The sequence below is a fragment of the Marivita sp. genome (assembly GCF_020055675.1).
Taxonomy (GTDB): domain Bacteria; phylum Pseudomonadota; class Alphaproteobacteria; order Rhodobacterales; family Rhodobacteraceae; genus Marivita.
In genome coordinates this window covers 19,499-38,687 of sequence record NZ_JAIPUS010000004.1, presented here as the reverse complement: position 1 = coordinate 38,687, position 19,189 = coordinate 19,499, and the positions used below count along the sequence as shown (strand labels likewise).

The window sequence follows — 19,189 nt, the reverse complement described above, 5'->3', positions numbered from 1 at the left end:
CGTCAGCCTTCGTCGCCGAAAGAAATCAGCTTGGCACTGTAGGTGGCCTCGCCAAGCCGCTCGATCAGGTCGAGTTGCAGTTCCAGCCAGCCCTTGTGGCCTTCCTCGTCCAGCACGATCTTCTCGAAGAGTGTGCGAGTGCCGATGTCGCCCAGTTCGGCAGCGTGCATGGCAGCCTTGGTATAGTAGGAGATTGCCTCCTCCTCGTCCACGAGATCGCTCTTGAACATGTCTTGCAGCGTCTCGGCTGCGGCGGGGGCCTTGTCGAAACCCAGTTCGGGCTTGGCCTTGAGGAACATCAGACGCTGCATGAACAGATCGGAATGGCCCAGCTCCTCGGACATTTCCTCGCGCATCTGGTCGGCGAGCCTGGTCAGCCCCCAGTCGTCCAGCGTGTGGGCGTGCAACTGGTATTGATGCGCTGCGGTCATTTCCATTTTCACGGCGCGTTGCAGGTATTCGATGATCTTTTCGTTGGACATGGATGTTTCCTTTTCCTTCAGGACCGGATTTTCAGACCCGGCCTTGCGTTGGCATCACTCGTGCTCGCCCTTGGTCCGATCGCTGCCGATCAGCGCCTCGACGGTGTAGACAAGGATCGCCATCCCGATGGCCCCGGCAGCAGCCACACCCAGCAGGACGATGATGTCGACCGGACCCCCGATGTCAGACAGCTGCGAATGGGTCATGATCATCACGAACCAGACGGCCGCGACGGCGCCCACGGGCATGGAAAGTTGCGCAAGCAGGAATTTCTTCCAACTGACCGAACGATCCCGGATCAGGACATAGAGATACCCCAGCGTCACGACAACTGCGGCGGCCACCATAGCCCAGAAGAGCCCGCGACCAAAGATTTCCTCGAAGACGGCGATCAGGGTGCCAAATGTCAGGTCTTTCATATCGGGTCCTCCTCAGGCGTCGCCGCGCAGCATGGCATTGTAGGTGGCCTTCAGCGCGACCTCCTTCATCAGCCAGCTGATCCAGAGTTCCTCCAGCGGGGCGATTATGCCCGGGAAGGAGGGAACAAGGTTATTGTGATAGTCGAATTCGACCAGCATGGCGCGGCCGATCCTGGTGATGAGCGGGCAAGAGGTATAGCCGTCGTAGGTTTCGGCTCCCTCGCGCCCGTCGATGGCGGCGACGAGGTGATCCTCGACCACGGGCACCTGCCATTTCACGCTGGCCGCTGTCTTGCCCTTGGGCACGCCGGCCACGTCTCCGAGCGCGAATATTTCAGGATGCCGCAGGTGACGCAGGGTCTTCATGTCGACCTCGACCCAGCCCTGATCGGTCCATTTGTCGGCCCATGACAGGCCCGATTGACGGATAAACTCCGGCGCGCGCTGCGGCGGGATGACATGGAGATAGTCATACTCCATCTCTTCGGTCCCGCTGTCGGTGGCAAAGGTCGCCCGCTTGTTGCCGGCATCGATGGCGGTCAGCGTGCGGCTCATCCTCGTGTCGACGCCGCGATCCTCGAAGAGCATCCGCACCTTTTCGGCCACGATTGGCACGCCGAAGAGCGCGGTCTGCGGCGCGGCGTAGACCATGTTCATCTTGCCGGCATTTCCCGCCCGGCGGGCGATGTCGTCGACCAGGAAAGTGTGTTTCAGCGGCGCGCCGGCGCATTTCATCTCGGTTATAGGGCGGGTGAAAATCCCGGTGCCGCCGTCCTCGGTGAACTTTTGCGCGGCGGCCCATGTGCGCGCCGCGTGCTCTGGCCCGCCGTAAAGCGCGCCGATGCCGTTTTCACCAATCATGTCGGTCGAAAACCCTTCGATGGCGCCATGGTCCAGCACCAGACCGGGGGCGAGCACCAGCCAATCGTAGTTGATGGTCTGCCCGCCCTCGGTCGAGACGGTTTTTGTCTCAGCATCCACTGCGGCGACCTTTTCGGCAATCCATTCGATACCGCCGGGCAGCCAGTGGCTTGCGTCCGAGGTGACGTAGTTGGCCGGTTTCAGGCCCGTCGCCACCAGCGTCAGTCCCGGTTGGTAAAGGTGCGTGGTGCGCGGATCGATGATGGTGATCCGCGCACCGTCCAGCCGCTGGGTCAGGCGGTTGGCCAGCGCGGTGCCTGCGGCCCCGGCGCCGACGATGACGATATGGGCCGAGGTCGCAACCTCCGCCCGCGCCGGTTGCGCCGCTGTCAGCGGCACGGCGGCAGCAGCGCTGCTGAGCGCGGCCAGGCTCAGGAAATCTCTGCGTTTCATCTCGTTTCTCCTCCTGATACCAAAGTTGCGCTGCGCACCGCGCCCCAATGACGCGAGTTGCGTGTCGGTATGCTTCATTCTACCCGACAATCGGCCCGACGCTTTGTGACTTGGTCACATTCCACCCGTGGAAATGAAGATCGCCGAAGAAATCGAAGGCCATCTACAAGCATTACCGGTCATTGGCGGGACGCTCCGTGTCGTGTTCTTCCACCCAAACCCGATCGCGCTGCAACTCCAGCCATATGGCGTTCACGACAGCACGGATCGCAACAAGCGGCAGGCCGGGCTTGGACCACAGCAGGGTCGAAATTTCCCGGCTCGCCCGCACGTGCAGGTCCCGCGTAACGGGCGCGATGATCCGATCCTTGGCAGGCTGGCTCGGGCTGTCGGCGTCCGGCATTTCGTATCATCCCCGCTCAGGACGCCGGTTTGCCGACCTGAGTGAACATGAAAGGCCCTTGCCACAGCCCGCAGATGGCGGCGATACATGCGCCAGTTTCGACAACACCTTGGGACGCATCACCCTGATCCACCCACGGCCCTGTTCGATCCATCCCGCGTCGACAAAGTGTTTCAGGCCGCGCGAGACGACTTCCCGAGCGGTCAGAAGATCGCTGGCAATTTGCTGGTGGGTGACATCGATCCGCCCTCCATCGGAATTGCCCAGCAGCCACTCTGCCAATCTCTGCTCGGCGCTCGGGTTATCCCGGCCAGAGGTACGGGCAAAGAACGTGGGCAAACGGGACGCATGTTGCCGGAAGAGTGCGCGGCGGAAAACGATGTTCTCCGCGACCAAGTCTTGCAACTTTTCGGGCGGCAACACCAGCCATCTGCTCGGTGTCAGGTAGACTGCGCGCATAGCGATTTCCGATCGGGCCAGGATGGCCGAGGTGACCGGCATGCAATCCTGGCCGCCAAGCGCGCGGCATTCGGCCCAGGGCACCGGTCGGTCCTTCGTGCGAAAATGGACCCGGATGCTGCCGCGGGTCAAAAGAACGAAGTATCGGGGCGGACCATTCCATTGGAACGCGACCTCGCCAGCGCGGCCGGTTCGCAACTGTCCTCCGGCCGCGCGCACTTCTTCGACAAGAACACCTGTCTCGGGTTGGCTCTTCAACGGACCGGTCCTGCTTTCGAAACCTCGCCTGTGGCAAGAGAATCTTCAACGGCGGCAGCGGTGCAACCGGCAAACGCGGCCGGTGGCTGCAACGCCCCGGCCTGCAAGCCATAAGGGTCTCCAGCATTGCCGCAAGTGAAGACGCGGGCGCGTGCGCAGACCACGGCTGAACAACTCAAGGTGCATGGCATATGATCACCCTCAATACGTGATGCGAGTATTGCATCACGGGTCGACTCGGAACGGTGACATCGTCACTTTCACTTTGGAACAAGTTTTCATGGTGCCTATCCCGGCACCTTGACCTTGGTCGCCAACCGGAACGCGAATTGGCCTCAAGGTTTCGAGCAGCCTCGGGATCGGACCTGAACTCTTTGAAAAGACAGCACGCGGTCAGAGCTGACAGTCGTCCCCTGTTCTGTAGGTTTTCGATATGGGCCGCATCCATGGCGGGGCGCGAGGACTTGTCTTTGGCGGGTCATGGCGCCAAGACAGCTGCCCTGCCGCACCTCCAATCGTCACATATTCGTATCGGGCGCGCCAGACAGAGTGCTGCGAAGCGCTGTCGCGCGGCGGCGGAGAGCAGATCTGCTTCGCACCCTCGAACCCGGCGAGAGCAAGATCGTCTGCTGTCAGCAGAATGTACTGTGGACAGGTTTCGGCAAAGACCTTGAGACCCTTGGAACGCGCATGTGCGATCTGCTCCATTGCCTCTCCGCCCGACACATGAACGACCAGCATCGGCACGTCCACGATCTCGGCCAGCGCGATGGGTCGCCTCGCACTCGGCGATGGCGGGACGGGCATCGGCATGATGGCGCGGCGCGGTTTGCCCGACCTTTTCAAGCGCCTCGGTCAGCCAGGCAATCGCGTCTGAATTCTCCGCGTGGATCATTGTAAGCGCCCCCTCGCGCTTGGCCAGCGTCAGGACCTCTATGATTTCACGGTCGTTCAACTTAAGATCTTCATATGTCGTGTAGAGCTTGAACGAGGTATAGCCCACGCGGATCAACGCCGGAAGCTCTTACCCCAGAACCTGAGGATTCGGGTCCGTGACAATCAGGTGGAAAGCGTAGTGATCACTGAACTGGCCCCTGTTTCGGCCGGACACCTTGGGGCTGACCAAGGAGGCTTGAGGATAGCCTTAAGCATGTGCTTGTGTCTGAGATAGAAATCATCACCGATGGCGGTCGCCGTCTGCGCTGGTCTGCGGCGGACAAGCTGCGGATCATGGAAGAGTTTCTTTATGACGGTGAGAGCATTTCCGCCGTTGCCTTGGACAAGGCGCACAGCTTTTCCAAGCTCATAACGCCGGAAATCACGTTGCTTCCTGGTCTTGGCGCAGAAGACGATGCGCATTTATGCAACGCAGTGCCAGAAAATTGAGGGGTCAGAAAAGGCCCCAGCGGGGCCGTTTTCGCAAACAAAGGAATAGCATTCAGATGTTGTGCGCTTTCGGACAGGCTTCGGAAATATCGATGGCTACCAAAACTCGCTTGTCCGAAAAAAAATGCTTCAAAGCCACAACCTCCAATCCGGCGAGGATTTGGAGGCAACACTGGACCACGACGTGCTGCTTTATGACCAGCAGCTTTCGCAATCAACCTTGAACAGCAAGACGCCCTTGCAGGAAACGAAAGACTGGCACACACTCAAACTCGAGTTGGTCAAGAAAACGGCCATACCACCTTCTGGGATGGGACAGCTGAGTTAAGTGTCTCGAAAAACTTTGGATTCATCTTGCGAAAGTGAAGGTAAGATATGCCACCCGTTGCAGATAATTTTGTTTTTTTACTCACCGGAGCGCGGCAACCAGATGGCGGGCGCGCATATGGCCCGGTTTTCGAACAACTTTTGGTCTCGGAGACGGACCTTATATTCCTTGAGACGGGCCTGACGTCGCGCGCGACCGGCACCCCCGGAGTGACGTTTTTTACGCCCGACCAGATGCTCGAAATCCGGAGTGCTGACACGGATGGAGATGGAACACGCCACGTCTTTGGGTATGTCAACCTTGGCATTACGGACCATTACAGGACGTATTGGCAGGATAGCTGGACTTTGGACCAAACCGGCTCCGCTTTTACGTCTTTTGAACCTGATATCAATCAAGACGTGATGCCGTTGAATCCGGACGCGGATGTGCCTTCGTGGCTTGAAAACGCACTTGGTGTTGCAACCGGCCCTCCGGAAGGAGGTTCGACGGAAGAAACGGTCTATGGCCCCATTGTGGATTTCAGCGATGGTGCCGTGCCTTTACCCAATGCAGGTCAACCTGTCATAGCACCAGAAGGTTCGTGGTGGGATATCGTCCTGGACCAGGTCGAAACGCTTTTCGCAGCCGGATACAGAGATTTTTTTCTTGACGATGTCGGTCGCTATTATGCGGCAGATGGCGTGACGGCCACTGCTGCCGACATGATGGACTTGGTGAACGCCGTTGCAGCACATCTCGATGCGCTGGACGGGGCCGACGACGACACGTCGATTGCACTGAATGGTGGCGGTTATTTGCGGTGGGACGCGGGATATGCGCAAGACAGCTCGCAAGTCGAAGCCTTTCTGGCCAACATTGATTTTCTCGTAATGGAGAACAACTTTCTGCAAAATCCGCACTTCCTCGTCGAGGTTGCCAGGAATCTGTCAGGAACAAACACACAACTTTTGTCGATCGAATGGGGCGACACGTTGCCCGAAGCCCTGTCTGGCACTTGGCTGGCGCTTCTAGATGCGCTCTCAACAACGGTCGGGACCCCGACCGCTGCGCATAACCCGCAAACCGCTGACTACGCACCGATCCAGGGCCAGCTTCCGGATGATGTCTTCACGTCGACTGACATTCCTCAAACACATGCCATCTTTATCGGCTCCGGATACGGTGCAACGATAACTGGAAGTGATGGGGATGATCTCGTTTTCGGAACCTCCGGCGACGATCTTATTTACGCGCTTGGCGGGAACGATATCGTTTTTGGGTTGGGAGGCAACGACACCATCATCGGCGGCGGGGGCCATGACATGCTGTTCGGCAACGAAGGCCACGATCAGTTGGAGGGCATGGCCGGCCATGACACGGTTTTTGGAGGGGCAGGAAACGATATGTTGATGGGTGGCGCCGGCAACGACAACCTTTCGGGAGGTGACGCACCGGACAGATTCGATTTCTGGACGTTAACCTGAACTCAAGAATTGGCGGCGTTTTGGCAATGCGATACGACCGCAATCCGACGCTCTTGCTCTCTGCCATCGCTCTGGCTGAGAGCCGGCGTCTGCTGGCTTTGAAACTCAATGGGTTATGATGCTAAACAAGATCCCGCGCTAATAATGCCGCTTGGGTTCGATTTTTCGCATTCAGCTTGAGCATGACTTGCCGGATATGACTTTTCACTGTCGCCTCGGAAATACCCAAACTTGCCGCGATCGCCTTGTTTGATTTTCCATGCGCAAGGTCAATCAGAACATCGTTTTGACGGCGGGTGAAAACTGGCCTGTCGGTTATGGCCTTGCTCAGGTCTTCAGTGTTTGTCTCATTCCGTTCGTGACTATCCCCGCCTGCCACCTTTTCTTGCAGAAGTGACACGTCCTGTAATCCCTCGATTGCCGTAGAAGCATGCGGGATATAGCAACCGCCCGCAGCAATGAAATCGAGGGCGGCAAAAACTACTGACGGTTCCTCGGATGCCGGTATAACGCCGCCCAACTCCATGTCGAGCGCACAAGAGACACAATCTGAGGTATGGTTCTCAACCAGGGCAACCACGCGGCCCGTGCGGTTTTGCAATACAGCCTCGAGCTTAGCACGGCCATCGGCACTACTTATGAGCAAGCCACCAAACACCACCAAAGTGAGAGCGCCTTCTTTGAGGGTGGGTGATCCAACAGGAATTTCACCATCCCGATGGTTTAAAACGGCAGTGCTGGACCCATAAAGTTCAAAAAGTGCCAAATAAGCTGCGCGGCGCAAGGGGCAATCATCTATAATCAAGATGACATATGCGGTGTTCGATCTATGTCTTCCGTCATCCGGCATGTGAAATAGTCCTGTCAGTTATACGCTCACCAACGGCACCACTTACTGGACACAATAAATCTTTTGACATGAACCTTGCCACGAATCATCAGGGATGATGTCGCAAATGGCTCAGGTCCTTTATTTACTGCCAAAGGCTTTGCGGCTTAAGCACAAAAAATCAGCTTTCTTCATCCAGTAGCCGAGTGCATTTTGACCATGCAACTTTTTAGCGAAATTGCTTCGTGTGAATGATATTTAACCGATTGTTACACAAAAGAAATTTTATATGTCTTTTCTCCCGAAACCTTGGTAGCAATGTCAGGTCTCAAATTTAATTTAATACAGTATCGTTTCCAAAAATGAATAAATAAGCAATTAACTTTTTCGTTGTTTCGAATGCGACCACACATGCAAAAATGCTGGTCAGTCCCGAAGCGAGCGCGAATCCAAGCGCGTTCACACCAAACACAGGTGTCAAAACTGCACTGAGAGAAAGATTTGCAGTCAGAAACGCGGCTTGCAGGATCAGAAAGGCCATTTTGGCATTGCATAACACCAGGACGCCAGAAGCAGCGAGAAACAATGCGTGCAGCAACGTTCCAACAATTCCCATACGAAGGACCAAGAACTGGTCAAGCCTCAGGCCCATTGCTGATGCAATCACAGGGGCCAACAACAACAGCGCGGCAGAAACCGCGAACTGCGTCATCATGATACGAAGTATACCAGTCCAGATCATTTCTGATACCGCCATTCCCGACAAATTTGCAGCGCGCAACGTCGCCCCGTTGGCCAGCTTCGCCCGAAACCGATCCATCGCACGGCGCACAGGTTCTTCGAAATAGATGGCCAGGCTTGCAAGACCGGGCAGCGTGGATAGCTGGGCAAGGAACAGTGCACTGTCGTACGTGGGCATGTGACGGAAACCGGCGACAGAGCTCTGACCGCCAGGACCGAACCAGACAATCCATTTGTCAGCCCAAATCCCCATGATCGCCAAGGAAGCCCCCACAGCGAGCGGCCATGTTTTTTTGGCACACAGGCGTAGCTGTCCAGCAGCATGGCGCAATTCGGCAAGCTGATGTCTGATGTTCAGAAATGGTGAAAGACAAAGGGCAAGACAAAAGACGATCCCGGACGTGAAACACCACACCAAAGCACTTCCGCTGCCTGCACGATCTGCGACACCAACGCTCAGCAAAACGGCAATGAACAAGCCTGTGGCAAAAGATAGGATCAGATGTCGACGCGCTTTGCATGCAGCCAGAACTGCGAATGCCACCCACATCATTGCGGAGGCAGACGTGAGCAAGGCAAACGCGAGTGTCAAGGCAGGATTCGACACCCCGAGAACCAGCACGACGATGATAACCAAGACTTCTGCAGCGGTCCCGGCCACACCACACACCACCAACAGCAGCGCACCAACGGCCGACGCGTCGGGTGGCACTTCCGTATCGGCGATCGTTCGAGCTGCAATAATACCCAATGGTGCCGCCACAATGGGTGCGAGCATGAAGGCATAGACAACTGCGAGACGCATGTCCTCCAGGGCCTCGTCTGTGAAACGGTTGTCAGCTGTCCAGGAGATCAAGATCAAAGTAACGATCACGAGGAGCCAAGGACCAGCCGCCAGAACCAAGGCGGCGAGAAGATTGTGAAGCGGTTTCAGGATGGGTCCGTCCAGCCACCAATCGGCCTGCCTCAGGACAGCGCGCAGTTTTAGCTGGGAGTAAGGGCTTGAGCTCATGCCACGAGTTCCTCGTAGAGCGCGGCGTAAGCGGCCGAAGAGGATCGCGAGGTGAAGCTTTGTTCGACCCTGGCGCGCAAGGCCTCACCACATTCAAGGCGGAGCGTTTCATCCGACAAAAGACAGATCACCGCTGCGGCGAGCGCATCCGGGTCCATTGGCGGCACGACGAACCCACCGCGCCCAAGCGCCGGGGACTCCGTTTCTGAACCTTCTATGATTTCCCGGCACGAACCGACATCGGTCGCGACGCAGGGAATCCGCGCGGCACCGGCTTCGAGCAGGACAAGGGGTTGCGCCTCACTGATCGACGTCAGAAGCAAGACGTCAAGCGATGTCAGAATTTCGAAAATATTCATGCGCCCCATGAAACGGACGGTTGTATCGAGGTTCAGTTCGGACACCCGTTTTTTGCAGGCTTCATAATATTCCGGGTTTTCATCGGTCGGTCCGATTATCAACACTTCGACGTCAGGCACAGTCTCCCGGATCACTGCGGCTGCACGGATGCATGCTTCGATATCCTTGATCGGAACCACACGTCCGATCAAACCGACAACTGGTCGTGCCTTGTTTGAGGGGCGTTTCAGGTCATCAAACCTCTCCAACGCGATGCCGTTTGGAATGACAGAAAGACGATTTTCGGGGGCGCCCAGCGCGCGCTGGAATCCCTGGTTGGCGCTGTAAAGCGTTGTGATCCGATCAGCCCTCGCATAGGCGACCTTGGCAAAACTCTCGAACATTGCGATCCAAAGGTCACGGGTATCACGCCGCGGATCCTTGAGCGTAAAGCCTTTTCGAACGCGGTCTCCCAGCCAGTCGGCCATCACCATGTCAATACGTCGTTCATTGGTGTAGATGCCATGCTCGGTGAGTGCGATCCGCGCACCGGTTTCCCGCGCGGCCCTCACCGCAAAAAGCCCGGCATATCCTGTGGAAATTGCATGATAAATGCGCGCCGGGGGCACGGGCGATGTCAGGACAGAGACCATCCCGCCAACCAGCGTGCGCCACGCCCAGAAAAAATCCGAAAAGGCGGCCTCCGGCGCAAGATTGTTCGCGCAGTTTTCGATAGCGTCCCAAGCTGGTGTTGAAGAAATCAGGTCGGCGTGATCGGGCCGAACCGCCCGACCTGGCACAGACGGGAACCCCCGGCGCGCCGGTGTCATGGCAAGGTCGCACAGCACATCAAACGCATCTGCGTCGCCATTTTCCCATAGCCGCACCAGCGCATCGCCAAACACCGAAGCGTCGATTTTCGGGTCTCCCAGTCGCATACGTTTTTGCGTGGTGCTAAGCGGCAGGACTTCAAGGTTCAACACATTGTCTGGCAGGGAGTATTTCACGTCCTGCACGCTGTCGTCTGCGGTAATTGCGAGCACGGAAAAACTTTTATCTTTCTGCTCCCGGATGAGCCAATCCAACCAGGATGACACCCCCCCAGTGACAAAAGGATAACATCCTTCAACTACCAAACAGACATCTGCACAGCGTGTATCGGTCATGTCGAAATCAATTCATTTCTGAGCTTCGGATTTTCCAAGACTGATCCCGAGTCAGGTGTTGGCGCCGGGCGCGGCACAGCTTCAAGCTCCGCAGGGTCTACAAAGCCGGACCCCGATACCGCTGAAATTTCAGCATCGAGCGCCTCACCGGACAACGCATGCTCACCCTGCAATAGCCTTCGGGCGCGCGCTGCAAATGTATCCCTCAGATGTGCAAAGACAGAAGCTGCCTGAACACGCACTGCAGGAATTTCAGAGGCAAGCGCGCGCTCTAATACAGGGCGCAGATCAGCGGTGTAATGTTTGACGATCGCGGCCAAAGCCGTTTGCTGATCCGTGAGCGTTCCGGACAGGAATACGTCTTCCAAAGGAGGTTCCAACGCGTCCCGGCCACGTGGCCGGCGGTCTTCTGCGATTTCCTGGAATAAAAGGTCGGCACGCGTGTCGCTCGGGATGTCTCGATGGGCTTCGAATGATATTTGGGGTTGCCTGCGTTTTGCACCCATGGTTGCGATCATGATGACCGGGCCGGCAAATGGGCCAAGCGTTAACACGGCAATGGCAAAAAATCCTGCATCATGCCGATCGAAAAGCGTGAGCGCGACACACAGCACGACAGAAATCGCGCAATAAAATATCAGTGCGAACCAAAAACCAATGTAAATCGCTATCACAAAGGCTGAAACCGCTGCCAGCGTCAAACAAAACGCGGCAGTTCTGCGCAGCAACGATATGTCAGCCACGTTTCTGAGAGAGCTTCTTCGCTCTCTTGTCGAGGCCGAGGTCAAGGCTGACCCTGTCAATCGCGATGCGGGCCATCTCGGCTATGAGATCGAGACGCTGCGCACCAGCGTCAGCTTCCGCGGGAGTCTCGGCAAAGAAAATAACCGTTGCAGTCAATCCGTTCTCTACATGCGCACATTTCCGAACGATCCGGGCAGCGCCATCGGCATCGAGACCAGCATCCTGCAATTTGACTGTGTCACAATCTTGATGTCCGAGTAAGGCACCCAGGGACGCAGACATGACTTCAGGGCTGCAACCCAATTCAGGCGCACTCCCGATAAATAAGGGGTCTTCTCCTGGTGCCGCTGCGATCAGTGCGACGGGACCATCGAAGAGGGCTGCAGACGCGGCCTCGAAGGTCGCGGGAAGTTCACTTGCGCGGGCGACTGCAAGCGCGGCAAGATCAGGCAAGGCCCGTGCAAGAACGGTGTAAGTCTCCGACGCATCGGGTATGATCTGTGTCGTTGTCGCGCCGGACTTGGCGGCAGACGCACGCTCCAAGTCCAAGACGAGGCTGTCCATTCTCTCGATTTCAGCGGCAAGGGTGTCGGATACATCCTCGAGCCTCGTGACTTCTGCCCGCAGACCTTCGGTTTCAAGAATTTTCCGCTGGCTATACAGTCCCACGATGAGAGCCACGACAAGCCACTGAAGAGGCAGCACCGCGACGCGAGCAGCATAGACAGCAGCGTCTTCGCCGACAAAGCGGTCTGGCCACCCCATGAGGAACGTCGCCAAGGCCACACTTGCGATGCCGACACCTGGGCCATGCTGTAAAGACGCGATCAGGATCACGATCCAAAAGGGATGTAATTTCAAAGTCTCATAAAATCCGGCGCCGAACAAAAGCGGTTCTGCACCGGCGATCAGCACCAACAGGACCGCTGCTCCAATAATCCCGCGCAAGGCATCCTCGTAACCGCTGCGTGAGGTTTGGCCCGAGATTTGGCCTGAGGTTTCGTCTGCCAATAGATTGTCGATCAAAGCTCTCACTTGAAGACCCTCTCGGCTGACGCGAGAGCCGCATCATCAACAGCGCCGACCGTTACTATATCACCCGGCAGCAAGCGCATGGTCTCATCGGATTCCAGGATGCGAATGTCCTTTCCATTCTGACGTTTCACCGTCACGACACGGCCCACCAGATCGCCCAGCGCCCTCAGCTGTCCCTCTACGGATGCCAATTCAGCATCTATCGCGTTTCGCTTCACAAGGGTCTCGACAATATCGAGAGCCAGCGTCTTGCTGCTTTCAGCGCGCTCTAGCTCGATGGTTCTGTCATGGCGGTTCAGCGCGTGGCGCGCTTCGATCACGCGTGTCTCGGCATCTTGCAAGACCAGATCCAAGTCGGCGACGCGATCATTCAAGCTGTCGAGCCGCAACTGGGCGAATTGCCTGCTTGAGCTGCATCGGCCGCGACATTCCTTTGCAACTTCCAGATCCAGCGCATCGCGTTTGCGCTTCAGGTCTTCGTGGCGTGCCGCCACCATCTGACGCCGCGAAAGTGCCAGATGGAGCGCACTTTGAAGCTCTGCACGTCTTGCTGTGTCCCGTGCGTCGCGGATTGCGCGCTCGCTTGACGCGGCTTCCAGCACGGCGACTTCGCTATTGATCCGATCCTCTTCGATTTGGCGGTTCACAACGGCAGCCGTACCATCCGTCATTGTAAATGTTTCTTCGGTTGCACGCTGGGCCGACAGGCGCTTGTGCCGAAGCAAAAGCCCCGCGCGCAATGTGCGCAATTCGTCACGACGCGCATCCAAGCTGCGCCGAAGAGCGGCATCCGAACTGCTGCTGCCGTACCCCGACTTTGCAAGGAGCGTATCTACCGTCAATCCGGGAACGTACTCATAACTGCCGGGTGCAATAACCTCTCCTTTTACAAGAACAGGCGGGCGCTTGGCAAAAGAGGCCGTCACTGTTGTGGAAAGGTTCATTTCCGATGATAGAGCCGCCCTTACGGCGTTTTCAAGACAGGTCAATGGCGTTCCAAAAGCCTTCACCCGTCCAATACCGGGAACAGCGATTTCTCCCGTGGAGCTGACGGCAAACGTGCCCGAAAGGTCGCGTCGTTCAAATCGTCCAAAATCACTCTCGGAATGTTCAAAAACACGCAATGTCAGTTGGTCGCCAACAACTGTTCGATCCGCAGCATCGCTGCCGCTTTCGCAACCGATGCCAGACAAGATGCGATCGAGCAGGCTTGGGCTTTTGGGTTCCGTGTCCTTGAACATCGCCAGCGAAACCATGTTGTCAGAGGACTCGGTTTCATGCCGAGCCTGATGGACGGTAGGGTCTTCGGGGGCCACCCTCCCCGTGGCCAGTGACGTTGCGCCTTCAACTCCGAACAATGACGGCAAAGTTTCGATCCCGCCAAAAACCATCAATGCGGCAAGACCAATCCCAGCCTTCGAGAGCATCGTGCTCAACATTCCAGACCTTTCTTTCCCAACACACTCTCTGCCTTAACTTGATGTTGACAGCACCGTATTCTTGCCAAGAAGTTTCCACAATTCTCCGTTAGTTTGGATTCTACATCTTATGTCGAGCCAACCTCATCCCAAAGACGGAGCCTCAACCAACTTTTGGCTGGGGCTTATGTCTTGCGTGTATTTCTGGGTAATACCCTCGATTCTGTCCGCTGCTTGTCTCGGCTCCGAATCCTTGCCGAAATACGTGATCGCGCTGATTGATGGGCGCAAAGAACCCGATCAGGAAAATGGCCGCATCGCCCGGTATCTGGACGCGGCACTTGCCAGGCATGGGTTATTGCCGATCTATATTGACGTGTCCCGGCCACTTCCCGACGCGCTCCCCTTGGCCAATGTTGCCGGGGTGTTGAGTTGGTTCGATGGCATGGTGCCGAACCAACCCGGTTTGAGTGTCTGGTTGAATACCCAATCCGACAGATGTGGCAGCACCCTGCCCGAGGTGATGATCGGAAATCCGGGTGGTGACGCGCTTTGGGCCAGACTTGACACGCATGAAACCGACGTCGCAATCCTGCATGATGGAACCAGGGCACGACTTGAAACCGCGCCGGAATGGTTCCAATCAAAGGAACGTATCACTGTCCCACCGGGTCGGCTCATCGCGCCAATGGTACCGGATTACGCAGCGCCTCTCGCGGTATTGGACGGGACAGATGGGACGCGCCGCGCCCTCGGCTTCCAGATCGAGAACCGAACGTGGCTTTCTGACAGGGCGGCAGTCGTACAAGACCCCGGTGAGTCCTGGCGCTGGTTGGCAAATCCGGACCGCATCGTTGAAGCCTTTACCGGCCATGGACCGCGACCGGTGCCCGATCTGTCCGTATTTCAGGGCCGACGGATCGCATTGACCATTTTGCTCGCAGATGGGTGGGGCCAGCGCACCGCAGCCTCCGTGCAGTCCTCCTTGGGAACACCAGCATACGAATTCGCCAAGGAGATCCTTGGGTCCGACGGAGCAGTCATGACATTCGGCTGGCCAGATCCGAAAATCCAGCCCGAGCTTGAAGATAGGGCGGCATTCGCGGCGGGTGTCGCATTTGCCGGCAAGCCGCATGTCAGCCCGGTTCCCATCAGTATCAGCGCAAATGCCATCAACTTTCAGGCATCTTTTCCGCTACGCCTGTCGCGTTCTGAGGATGGGACCGCCAATGCGACGCCTCGGATAATTCCTCCAACCCTGCCCATCTTGGAGGGAGAGCCGGGTTTTGGCGATGGGTCAGGGTTGCACACACGCAATGCTGCCGTTGCGCAAAGCAATATTCCTTGGCCTTCTGGACCTGATACGTTGCTCATGCGTGCTGACGACCTGCTCGACTTTTCCGCCCGCGAGGCCATCAAGGAGGCACAGCAGGTGCACTCATCATCGACGCGCAATGCAATGGATGTCCCGCGCTACGCGGCATGGCTGGACGGCGCCGCGTCAACGCGGCTTGTTCCGAGAACATCGACAACATGGGACGTCCGTGATCGGGGCAATTTGGATACAATGCGCGTCGACCGGGCCGAGAAATGGGCCTTGGATTTACCAAAAAGCGAAGGCGTCCTCGGTGCGCGGCGCATCGGAGATGCCCTGTTCGTGACTTTGGATCCCGAGCATGACGCACCGCTTCTGGCGCTGACCCCTCGACATGAGACCGATATGGAATTGGCCGGGCAGATGGTTGGCATTGTCGAAGCACGGCCCACGCTTTCCAACATGCGCGCTGCTGGATGCCGGACGCAGATCACTGCGGATGGTCATGGACCCATTGCATTCCGCGCCACGCACCGACCTGACGTGTCGGCCGATGGCACACCGCTTGACGTCACACTTGTCGAAAACGGCAAATGGCGCGTGTTCCTGCCGAACGCCAAATCATCAAGGACCGTATCATTCGCGGTCGGGTGCGATTGATGCACCGGCGCGACCCTCTTCTTAAACTTATAATATTGGCAGGGCTGGGTGCCGCGGCGGCACTGATCCTGCTGCCCAAAGGAGAATTGGGCCAAGAGGCGGAACTTGCCTCGCTGCCGCCTTCGGAGTCACTCGCGAGACTGGACGCCATGGACGAGCAACTTACGCCACAACTGGCATTTCGTCATGCCGAACTGATCGCGGCGTCAGGCGATGCAAAGACGGCCGATGCCTTGCTGGCCTCACTCGCCAAGCGCAGCGGCAATACCAACGCAATCGCCACCGCCCGCGCCGACCTTGCGTTGCGATCGAACAACTTGGTTTTGGCGGTTGAGCATCTGCAAGAGGCGCATTCCCCTGCATCGGATCAGCTTCAAAGGCAACGATTGGGACGTCTCTATCATCGGTTGGGAGACACCGAAAACGAACGGGCTTTACTGAAGGCTGTCAATTTTGCCGACCTGACCGGGTCCGAAAGACTGCGACTTGTTGATCTGGTTGCGGACCAGGGCGCCACGTCGGAGGCGCGTGCATTGGCTGAAACTGCCGTCCAGATGGGCGGTGCCGATGCGCCAGAGCAAGCAGAACGCTTCACGGCACTTGCACTTTCTTCGGAAGACCCCGGCGAATTCGTGAAGACAATGGCTAACTGGCTTGGCGGTCCCAACGCCGAAGGTCTCGCTTTGCCCATCGCAACAGTTTTGACGGCAGTCCCGCAGCAGTCACGCGCCATAGCGTCCCAAATGGTTGCCAGTGCCCCCGAAACTCGCCCTTTGCTGGTCTCCACGCTCTCCCGGGTCGAGCTTTTTGGTGCTGCCCGTATGTTGGCACAGCCCTGGGCCGTCACCGGTCCGCCAGACCGTGAAAGTTGGAATACGCTTGCGCTTTATGCCGATTGGAGTGCTGATATTGGTCTGCTGGAAACAACCTTACGGCATCCAGATGTTCCAGACGACCTGCCCCTCAAATACCTTTTACCGCTGGTCCGGTACGGAGGCGGGCAGGCACTTTTGCCATATCGCCATTGGCTTTCAGATGATCGTCTTGCGGAGGCACCGCTCATCGATGCGGCATGGGCGATCTGGAAGCAGTTTCCAGATGCTTCCTTTGCCGCTTTGCGTCAGGCGGCGAAACAAGAAACCGATCCAGCGCTCTGGCGTCGCATTGCAAGCGATCTCGAAGGCACCGGATATCTGGAGCGGCTGCAAGCCCTGTCTCAGACCGACGCCAATATCGCAGCAATGTTTGGTCGATGACACCTTGTTTGGCCTGGGGCCATCGTCCGTCAGGATTCGGGATCACCGAGAACGTGAGGCGGGCGGTGCAAGGTATGAAAAGCTGCCATCTGGTACGATATATGGCGCATATCCCTTGTCTCGGGCCTTTTGCGCGAGAGGCTTCGCTTCAACGTCAGAAGCAAAATCCAGAGATAAAACGGACACATCGCGGTCCAGATAATCCTGTTTCAGAGCGGCATGCAGATCGGGATGGTCCGCCGCTCCAAACCCGTCTTCGATCATGATGCCGTCAATCGCATCACGGTAAGCGTCGAAGTCATCACGCGCCGACGCAGGAGCATCCCGACCGATAAAGACGCCGTTGTTGACAACGATCAGAGCATCGCAGCGGATCTCTCGCGCCGTCGACGCGATCTCCCTGACGAGGTTCAACATGACCCCGGCCGACCTCTCAATGCTCGTCGGTTTGCCTGAAGAATCTGAAGCCATTGAACCCAAGACAAAGTAGTTCAGCGCGTCATCAAGAAAGAGACCATCTGCTCCGGTCGCCAACAGACGGGCCACCCGGTCATGCAGTATGTCGCGCCATTCGGAGCGCCAGAATGCAGCAAGTTTATCACCTTGGGCTGTGACCGGACCCACCCAGTTCGGGACGGTCTTGTCGGACGGCCAATAATCGCGCCAAGGCTCTACCTCGGTCAAATTCAGATAGACCAGAACCGGTCTTGTGCCGTCTTGACCAATAGTCTGAATTTCGGCCGGCGTGAAAAAACGCTCTTTTCCATCAGGTGTGTCCAAGGCTCCGACTTTCGCAGCCTCCAAGATGAGGAGACCGTGCGAAGCCTGGTTCAGCGTGTCGGCGTTGAAATCCGGCCCCCAGTATTGCACCCCGTACCCGTTTTGGAGCGCGTCCTCCAACCTCGCAGAGCGGTCAATCTGCGACACCCCGCATGCCATGCCGGTCACTGGCGAAGCCAAAAGATACATTGGAAGCAATGCGCGTCCCAGTAGTGTCACGCCAGAGCGTTTCTGCCTTCGGCTATGCCAAGGCTTTCAAAGTCTTCCCAGACACGATTTGCCCAGCGAGCCTCTGCTCCCAGACGAGTCCGCCGTCTTCCCCGCGGCTCATTCGTAGCCGCCTGGAAACGCCAGTGGTCACGGCACATTTCATCAAGCCCAAGTTCAGCCCTCCAGTTGAACAACCCAAACGCGAGCGACGGATCGGCGAGGGACAATCCGACATCTCCAGGCCTGCGTGGAACGATCCGATGAGGTATCTGGAATCCGCACACTTTTGAAAAAGTATTCAGCACCTCGAGCACGGTATGGCCCTTCCCAGTGCCAAGATTCACTTTTCGATGTGGCAAGATGTTGGTCGTCTGCGAAAGCAAGTGCTCTACGGCCGCAACGTGACCTCGGGCGAGATCAACCACGTGAATGTAATCACGACTGCCCGTGCCATCGCGCGTTTCGTAGTCGTTTCCGAATATTTGAACCATGTCGCGCATGCCTGCTGCGGTCTGAGCAATAAAGGGAAAGAGGTTGTTTGGCGTTCCGATTGGACTTTCCCCTATAAACCCCGAAGGATGCGCCCCAACCGGATTGAAGTAACGCAGTGACAAAGCACCAAAATCATCCGTGGACGCAACAAAATCGTCGATGATTTCTTCGATCATCAGCTTGGTGCGCCCGTATGGGTTCGAACTGCATGTTGGCGCGGTTTCCGGGATCGGCAGCATCTTGACGTCCCCGTAAACAGTGGCCGATGAAGAAAAGACCAGCCGTTTGCACCCCGTCCCTCGCATCGCAGACAAAACCGACAATGCACCGGTGATGTTATCGTGATAATAAAGCAAAGGATCAGCGACAGACTCGCCAACGGCCTTTTTGCCGGCAAAATGAATCACTGCATCGACTGAATGACGCTGAATCACATCAGCGACGAGGCGGGCGTTACGAACATCCCCCTCGGCAAGCCAAATTTTCCCGCCACCGGCGATTTTCGGAATGCTTGCCAAAGCATCACGGGCTGAATTCTCGAAATTATCAAGTATGACCACGGAATGGCCGGCACGCAAAAGCTCTACCGTCGTGTGAGATCCGATATACCCAGCACCTCCGGTCGCAAGTATGCATTTCGTCATTGCCGTCTCCGTCGGTTTGCCGTGGCTTTCGC

The 19,189-nt window shown here is 57.1% G+C and carries 17 protein-coding genes and 1 pseudogene; 4 read left to right on the top strand and 14 right to left on the bottom strand.

The genetic code is table 11. The annotated features are described in order from the left end of the window. Nucleotides 1-2: 2 nt before the first annotated feature. The 6 genes from LCF59_RS04460 to LCF59_RS04435 form a co-directional block, all read right to left on the bottom strand. Entirely contained in the window at nucleotides 3-482 is a 480-nt protein-coding gene (locus tag LCF59_RS04460; protein ID WP_292286005.1) for a bacterioferritin, read from the bottom strand. A 54-nt stretch (nucleotides 483-536) separates the two neighbouring features. Next, a complete protein-coding gene (locus LCF59_RS04455) occupies nucleotides 537-902 on the bottom strand; it encodes a DUF5368 domain-containing protein (protein WP_292286003.1) in 366 nt (121 codons plus the stop codon). 12 nt (nucleotides 903-914) lie between these two features. Next, the gene (locus LCF59_RS04450; protein ID WP_292286001.1) at nucleotides 915-2,216 is read right to left on the bottom strand and encodes an FAD/NAD(P)-binding oxidoreductase; all 1,302 of its coding nucleotides are present in this window, start codon (nucleotides 2,214-2,216) and stop codon (nucleotides 915-917) included. A gap of 172 nt (nucleotides 2,217-2,388) precedes the next feature. After that, nucleotides 2,389-2,619, bottom strand: coding sequence for a hypothetical protein (locus tag LCF59_RS04445; RefSeq protein ID WP_292286000.1), 231 nt, complete (start codon nucleotides 2,617-2,619; stop codon nucleotides 2,389-2,391). A 6-nt stretch (nucleotides 2,620-2,625) separates the two neighbouring features. Next, a complete protein-coding gene (locus LCF59_RS04440; RefSeq protein ID WP_292285998.1) occupies nucleotides 2,626-3,336 on the bottom strand; it encodes a Crp/Fnr family transcriptional regulator in 711 nt (236 codons plus the stop codon). Between the two features lie 393 nt (nucleotides 3,337-3,729). Beyond that, entirely contained in the window at nucleotides 3,730-4,149 is a 420-nt protein-coding gene (locus LCF59_RS04435) for a hypothetical protein (protein ID WP_292285996.1), read from the bottom strand. A 339-nt stretch (nucleotides 4,150-4,488) separates the two neighbouring features. Between LCF59_RS04435 and LCF59_RS04430 the strand changes: the two are divergent. Together LCF59_RS04430 and LCF59_RS04425 are read left to right on the top strand one after the other, a co-directional pair. Continuing rightward, nucleotides 4,489-4,611: pseudogene (locus LCF59_RS04430) on the top strand (IS3 family transposase); the annotation flags it as partial. Between the two features lie 486 nt (nucleotides 4,612-5,097). After that, a complete protein-coding gene (locus tag LCF59_RS04425) occupies nucleotides 5,098-6,516 on the top strand; it encodes a hypothetical protein (RefSeq protein WP_292285994.1) in 1,419 nt (472 codons plus the stop codon). Between the two features lie 121 nt (nucleotides 6,517-6,637). Here LCF59_RS04425 and LCF59_RS04420 read toward each other — a convergent pair whose 3' ends face one another. The 6 genes from LCF59_RS04420 to LCF59_RS04395 all read right to left on the bottom strand — a co-directional run bounded on the left by LCF59_RS04420 (nucleotide 6,638) and on the right by LCF59_RS04395 (nucleotide 13,821). After that, the gene (locus LCF59_RS04420; RefSeq protein WP_292285992.1) at nucleotides 6,638-7,366 is read right to left on the bottom strand and encodes a response regulator transcription factor; all 729 of its coding nucleotides are present in this window, start codon (nucleotides 7,364-7,366) and stop codon (nucleotides 6,638-6,640) included. 313 nt (nucleotides 7,367-7,679) lie between these two features. After that, nucleotides 7,680-9,098, bottom strand: a complete 1,419-nt coding sequence (pelG, locus tag LCF59_RS04415; RefSeq protein WP_292285990.1) for an exopolysaccharide Pel transporter PelG — start codon at nucleotides 9,096-9,098, stop codon at nucleotides 7,680-7,682. Then, nucleotides 9,095-10,603 carry a GT4 family glycosyltransferase PelF gene (gene pelF, locus LCF59_RS04410; protein WP_292285988.1) on the bottom strand — a complete coding sequence of 503 codons (1,509 nt, stop codon included), beginning with the start codon at nucleotides 10,601-10,603 and terminating at the stop codon, nucleotides 9,095-9,097. The genes pelG and pelF overlap by 4 nt, the downstream gene beginning before the upstream one ends. After that, entirely contained in the window at nucleotides 10,600-11,346 is a 747-nt protein-coding gene (locus LCF59_RS04405; RefSeq protein ID WP_292285986.1) for a hypothetical protein, read from the bottom strand. Before LCF59_RS04405 ends, pelF begins: the two co-directional genes overlap by 4 nt. Next, the gene (locus LCF59_RS04400) at nucleotides 11,339-12,373 is read right to left on the bottom strand and encodes a hypothetical protein (RefSeq protein WP_292285984.1); all 1,035 of its coding nucleotides are present in this window, start codon (nucleotides 12,371-12,373) and stop codon (nucleotides 11,339-11,341) included. Before LCF59_RS04400 ends, LCF59_RS04405 begins: the two co-directional genes overlap by 8 nt. 5 nt (nucleotides 12,374-12,378) lie before the next feature. Further along, nucleotides 12,379-13,821, bottom strand: coding sequence for a polysaccharide biosynthesis/export family protein (locus tag LCF59_RS04395; RefSeq protein ID WP_292285982.1), 1,443 nt, complete (start codon nucleotides 13,819-13,821; stop codon nucleotides 12,379-12,381). 244 nt (nucleotides 13,822-14,065) lie between these two features. Between LCF59_RS04395 and LCF59_RS04390 the strand changes: the two genes are divergently transcribed. Continuing rightward, nucleotides 14,066-15,775, top strand: a complete 1,710-nt coding sequence (locus LCF59_RS04390) for a hypothetical protein (RefSeq protein WP_292285980.1) — start codon at nucleotides 14,066-14,068, stop codon at nucleotides 15,773-15,775. After that, entirely contained in the window at nucleotides 15,709-17,031 is a 1,323-nt protein-coding gene (locus LCF59_RS04385; protein WP_292285978.1) for a hypothetical protein, read from the top strand. Before LCF59_RS04390 ends, LCF59_RS04385 begins: the two co-directional genes overlap by 67 nt. Nucleotides 17,032-17,073: 42 nt before the next feature. Here the strand turns inward: LCF59_RS04385 and LCF59_RS04380 are convergent, their stop codons facing one another. Continuing rightward, nucleotides 17,074-18,030: an endo alpha-1,4 polygalactosaminidase gene (locus LCF59_RS04380; RefSeq protein WP_292285976.1), complete on the bottom strand. Its 957-nt coding sequence runs from the start codon at nucleotides 18,028-18,030 to the stop codon at nucleotides 17,074-17,076. Next, on the bottom strand, nucleotides 18,027-19,157 hold the full coding sequence (gene galE, locus LCF59_RS04375; RefSeq protein WP_292285974.1) for a UDP-glucose 4-epimerase GalE: 1,131 nt from the start codon (nucleotides 19,155-19,157) through the stop codon (nucleotides 18,027-18,029). Before galE ends, LCF59_RS04380 begins: the two co-directional genes overlap by 4 nt. Nucleotides 19,158-19,189 lie beyond the last annotated feature (32 nt).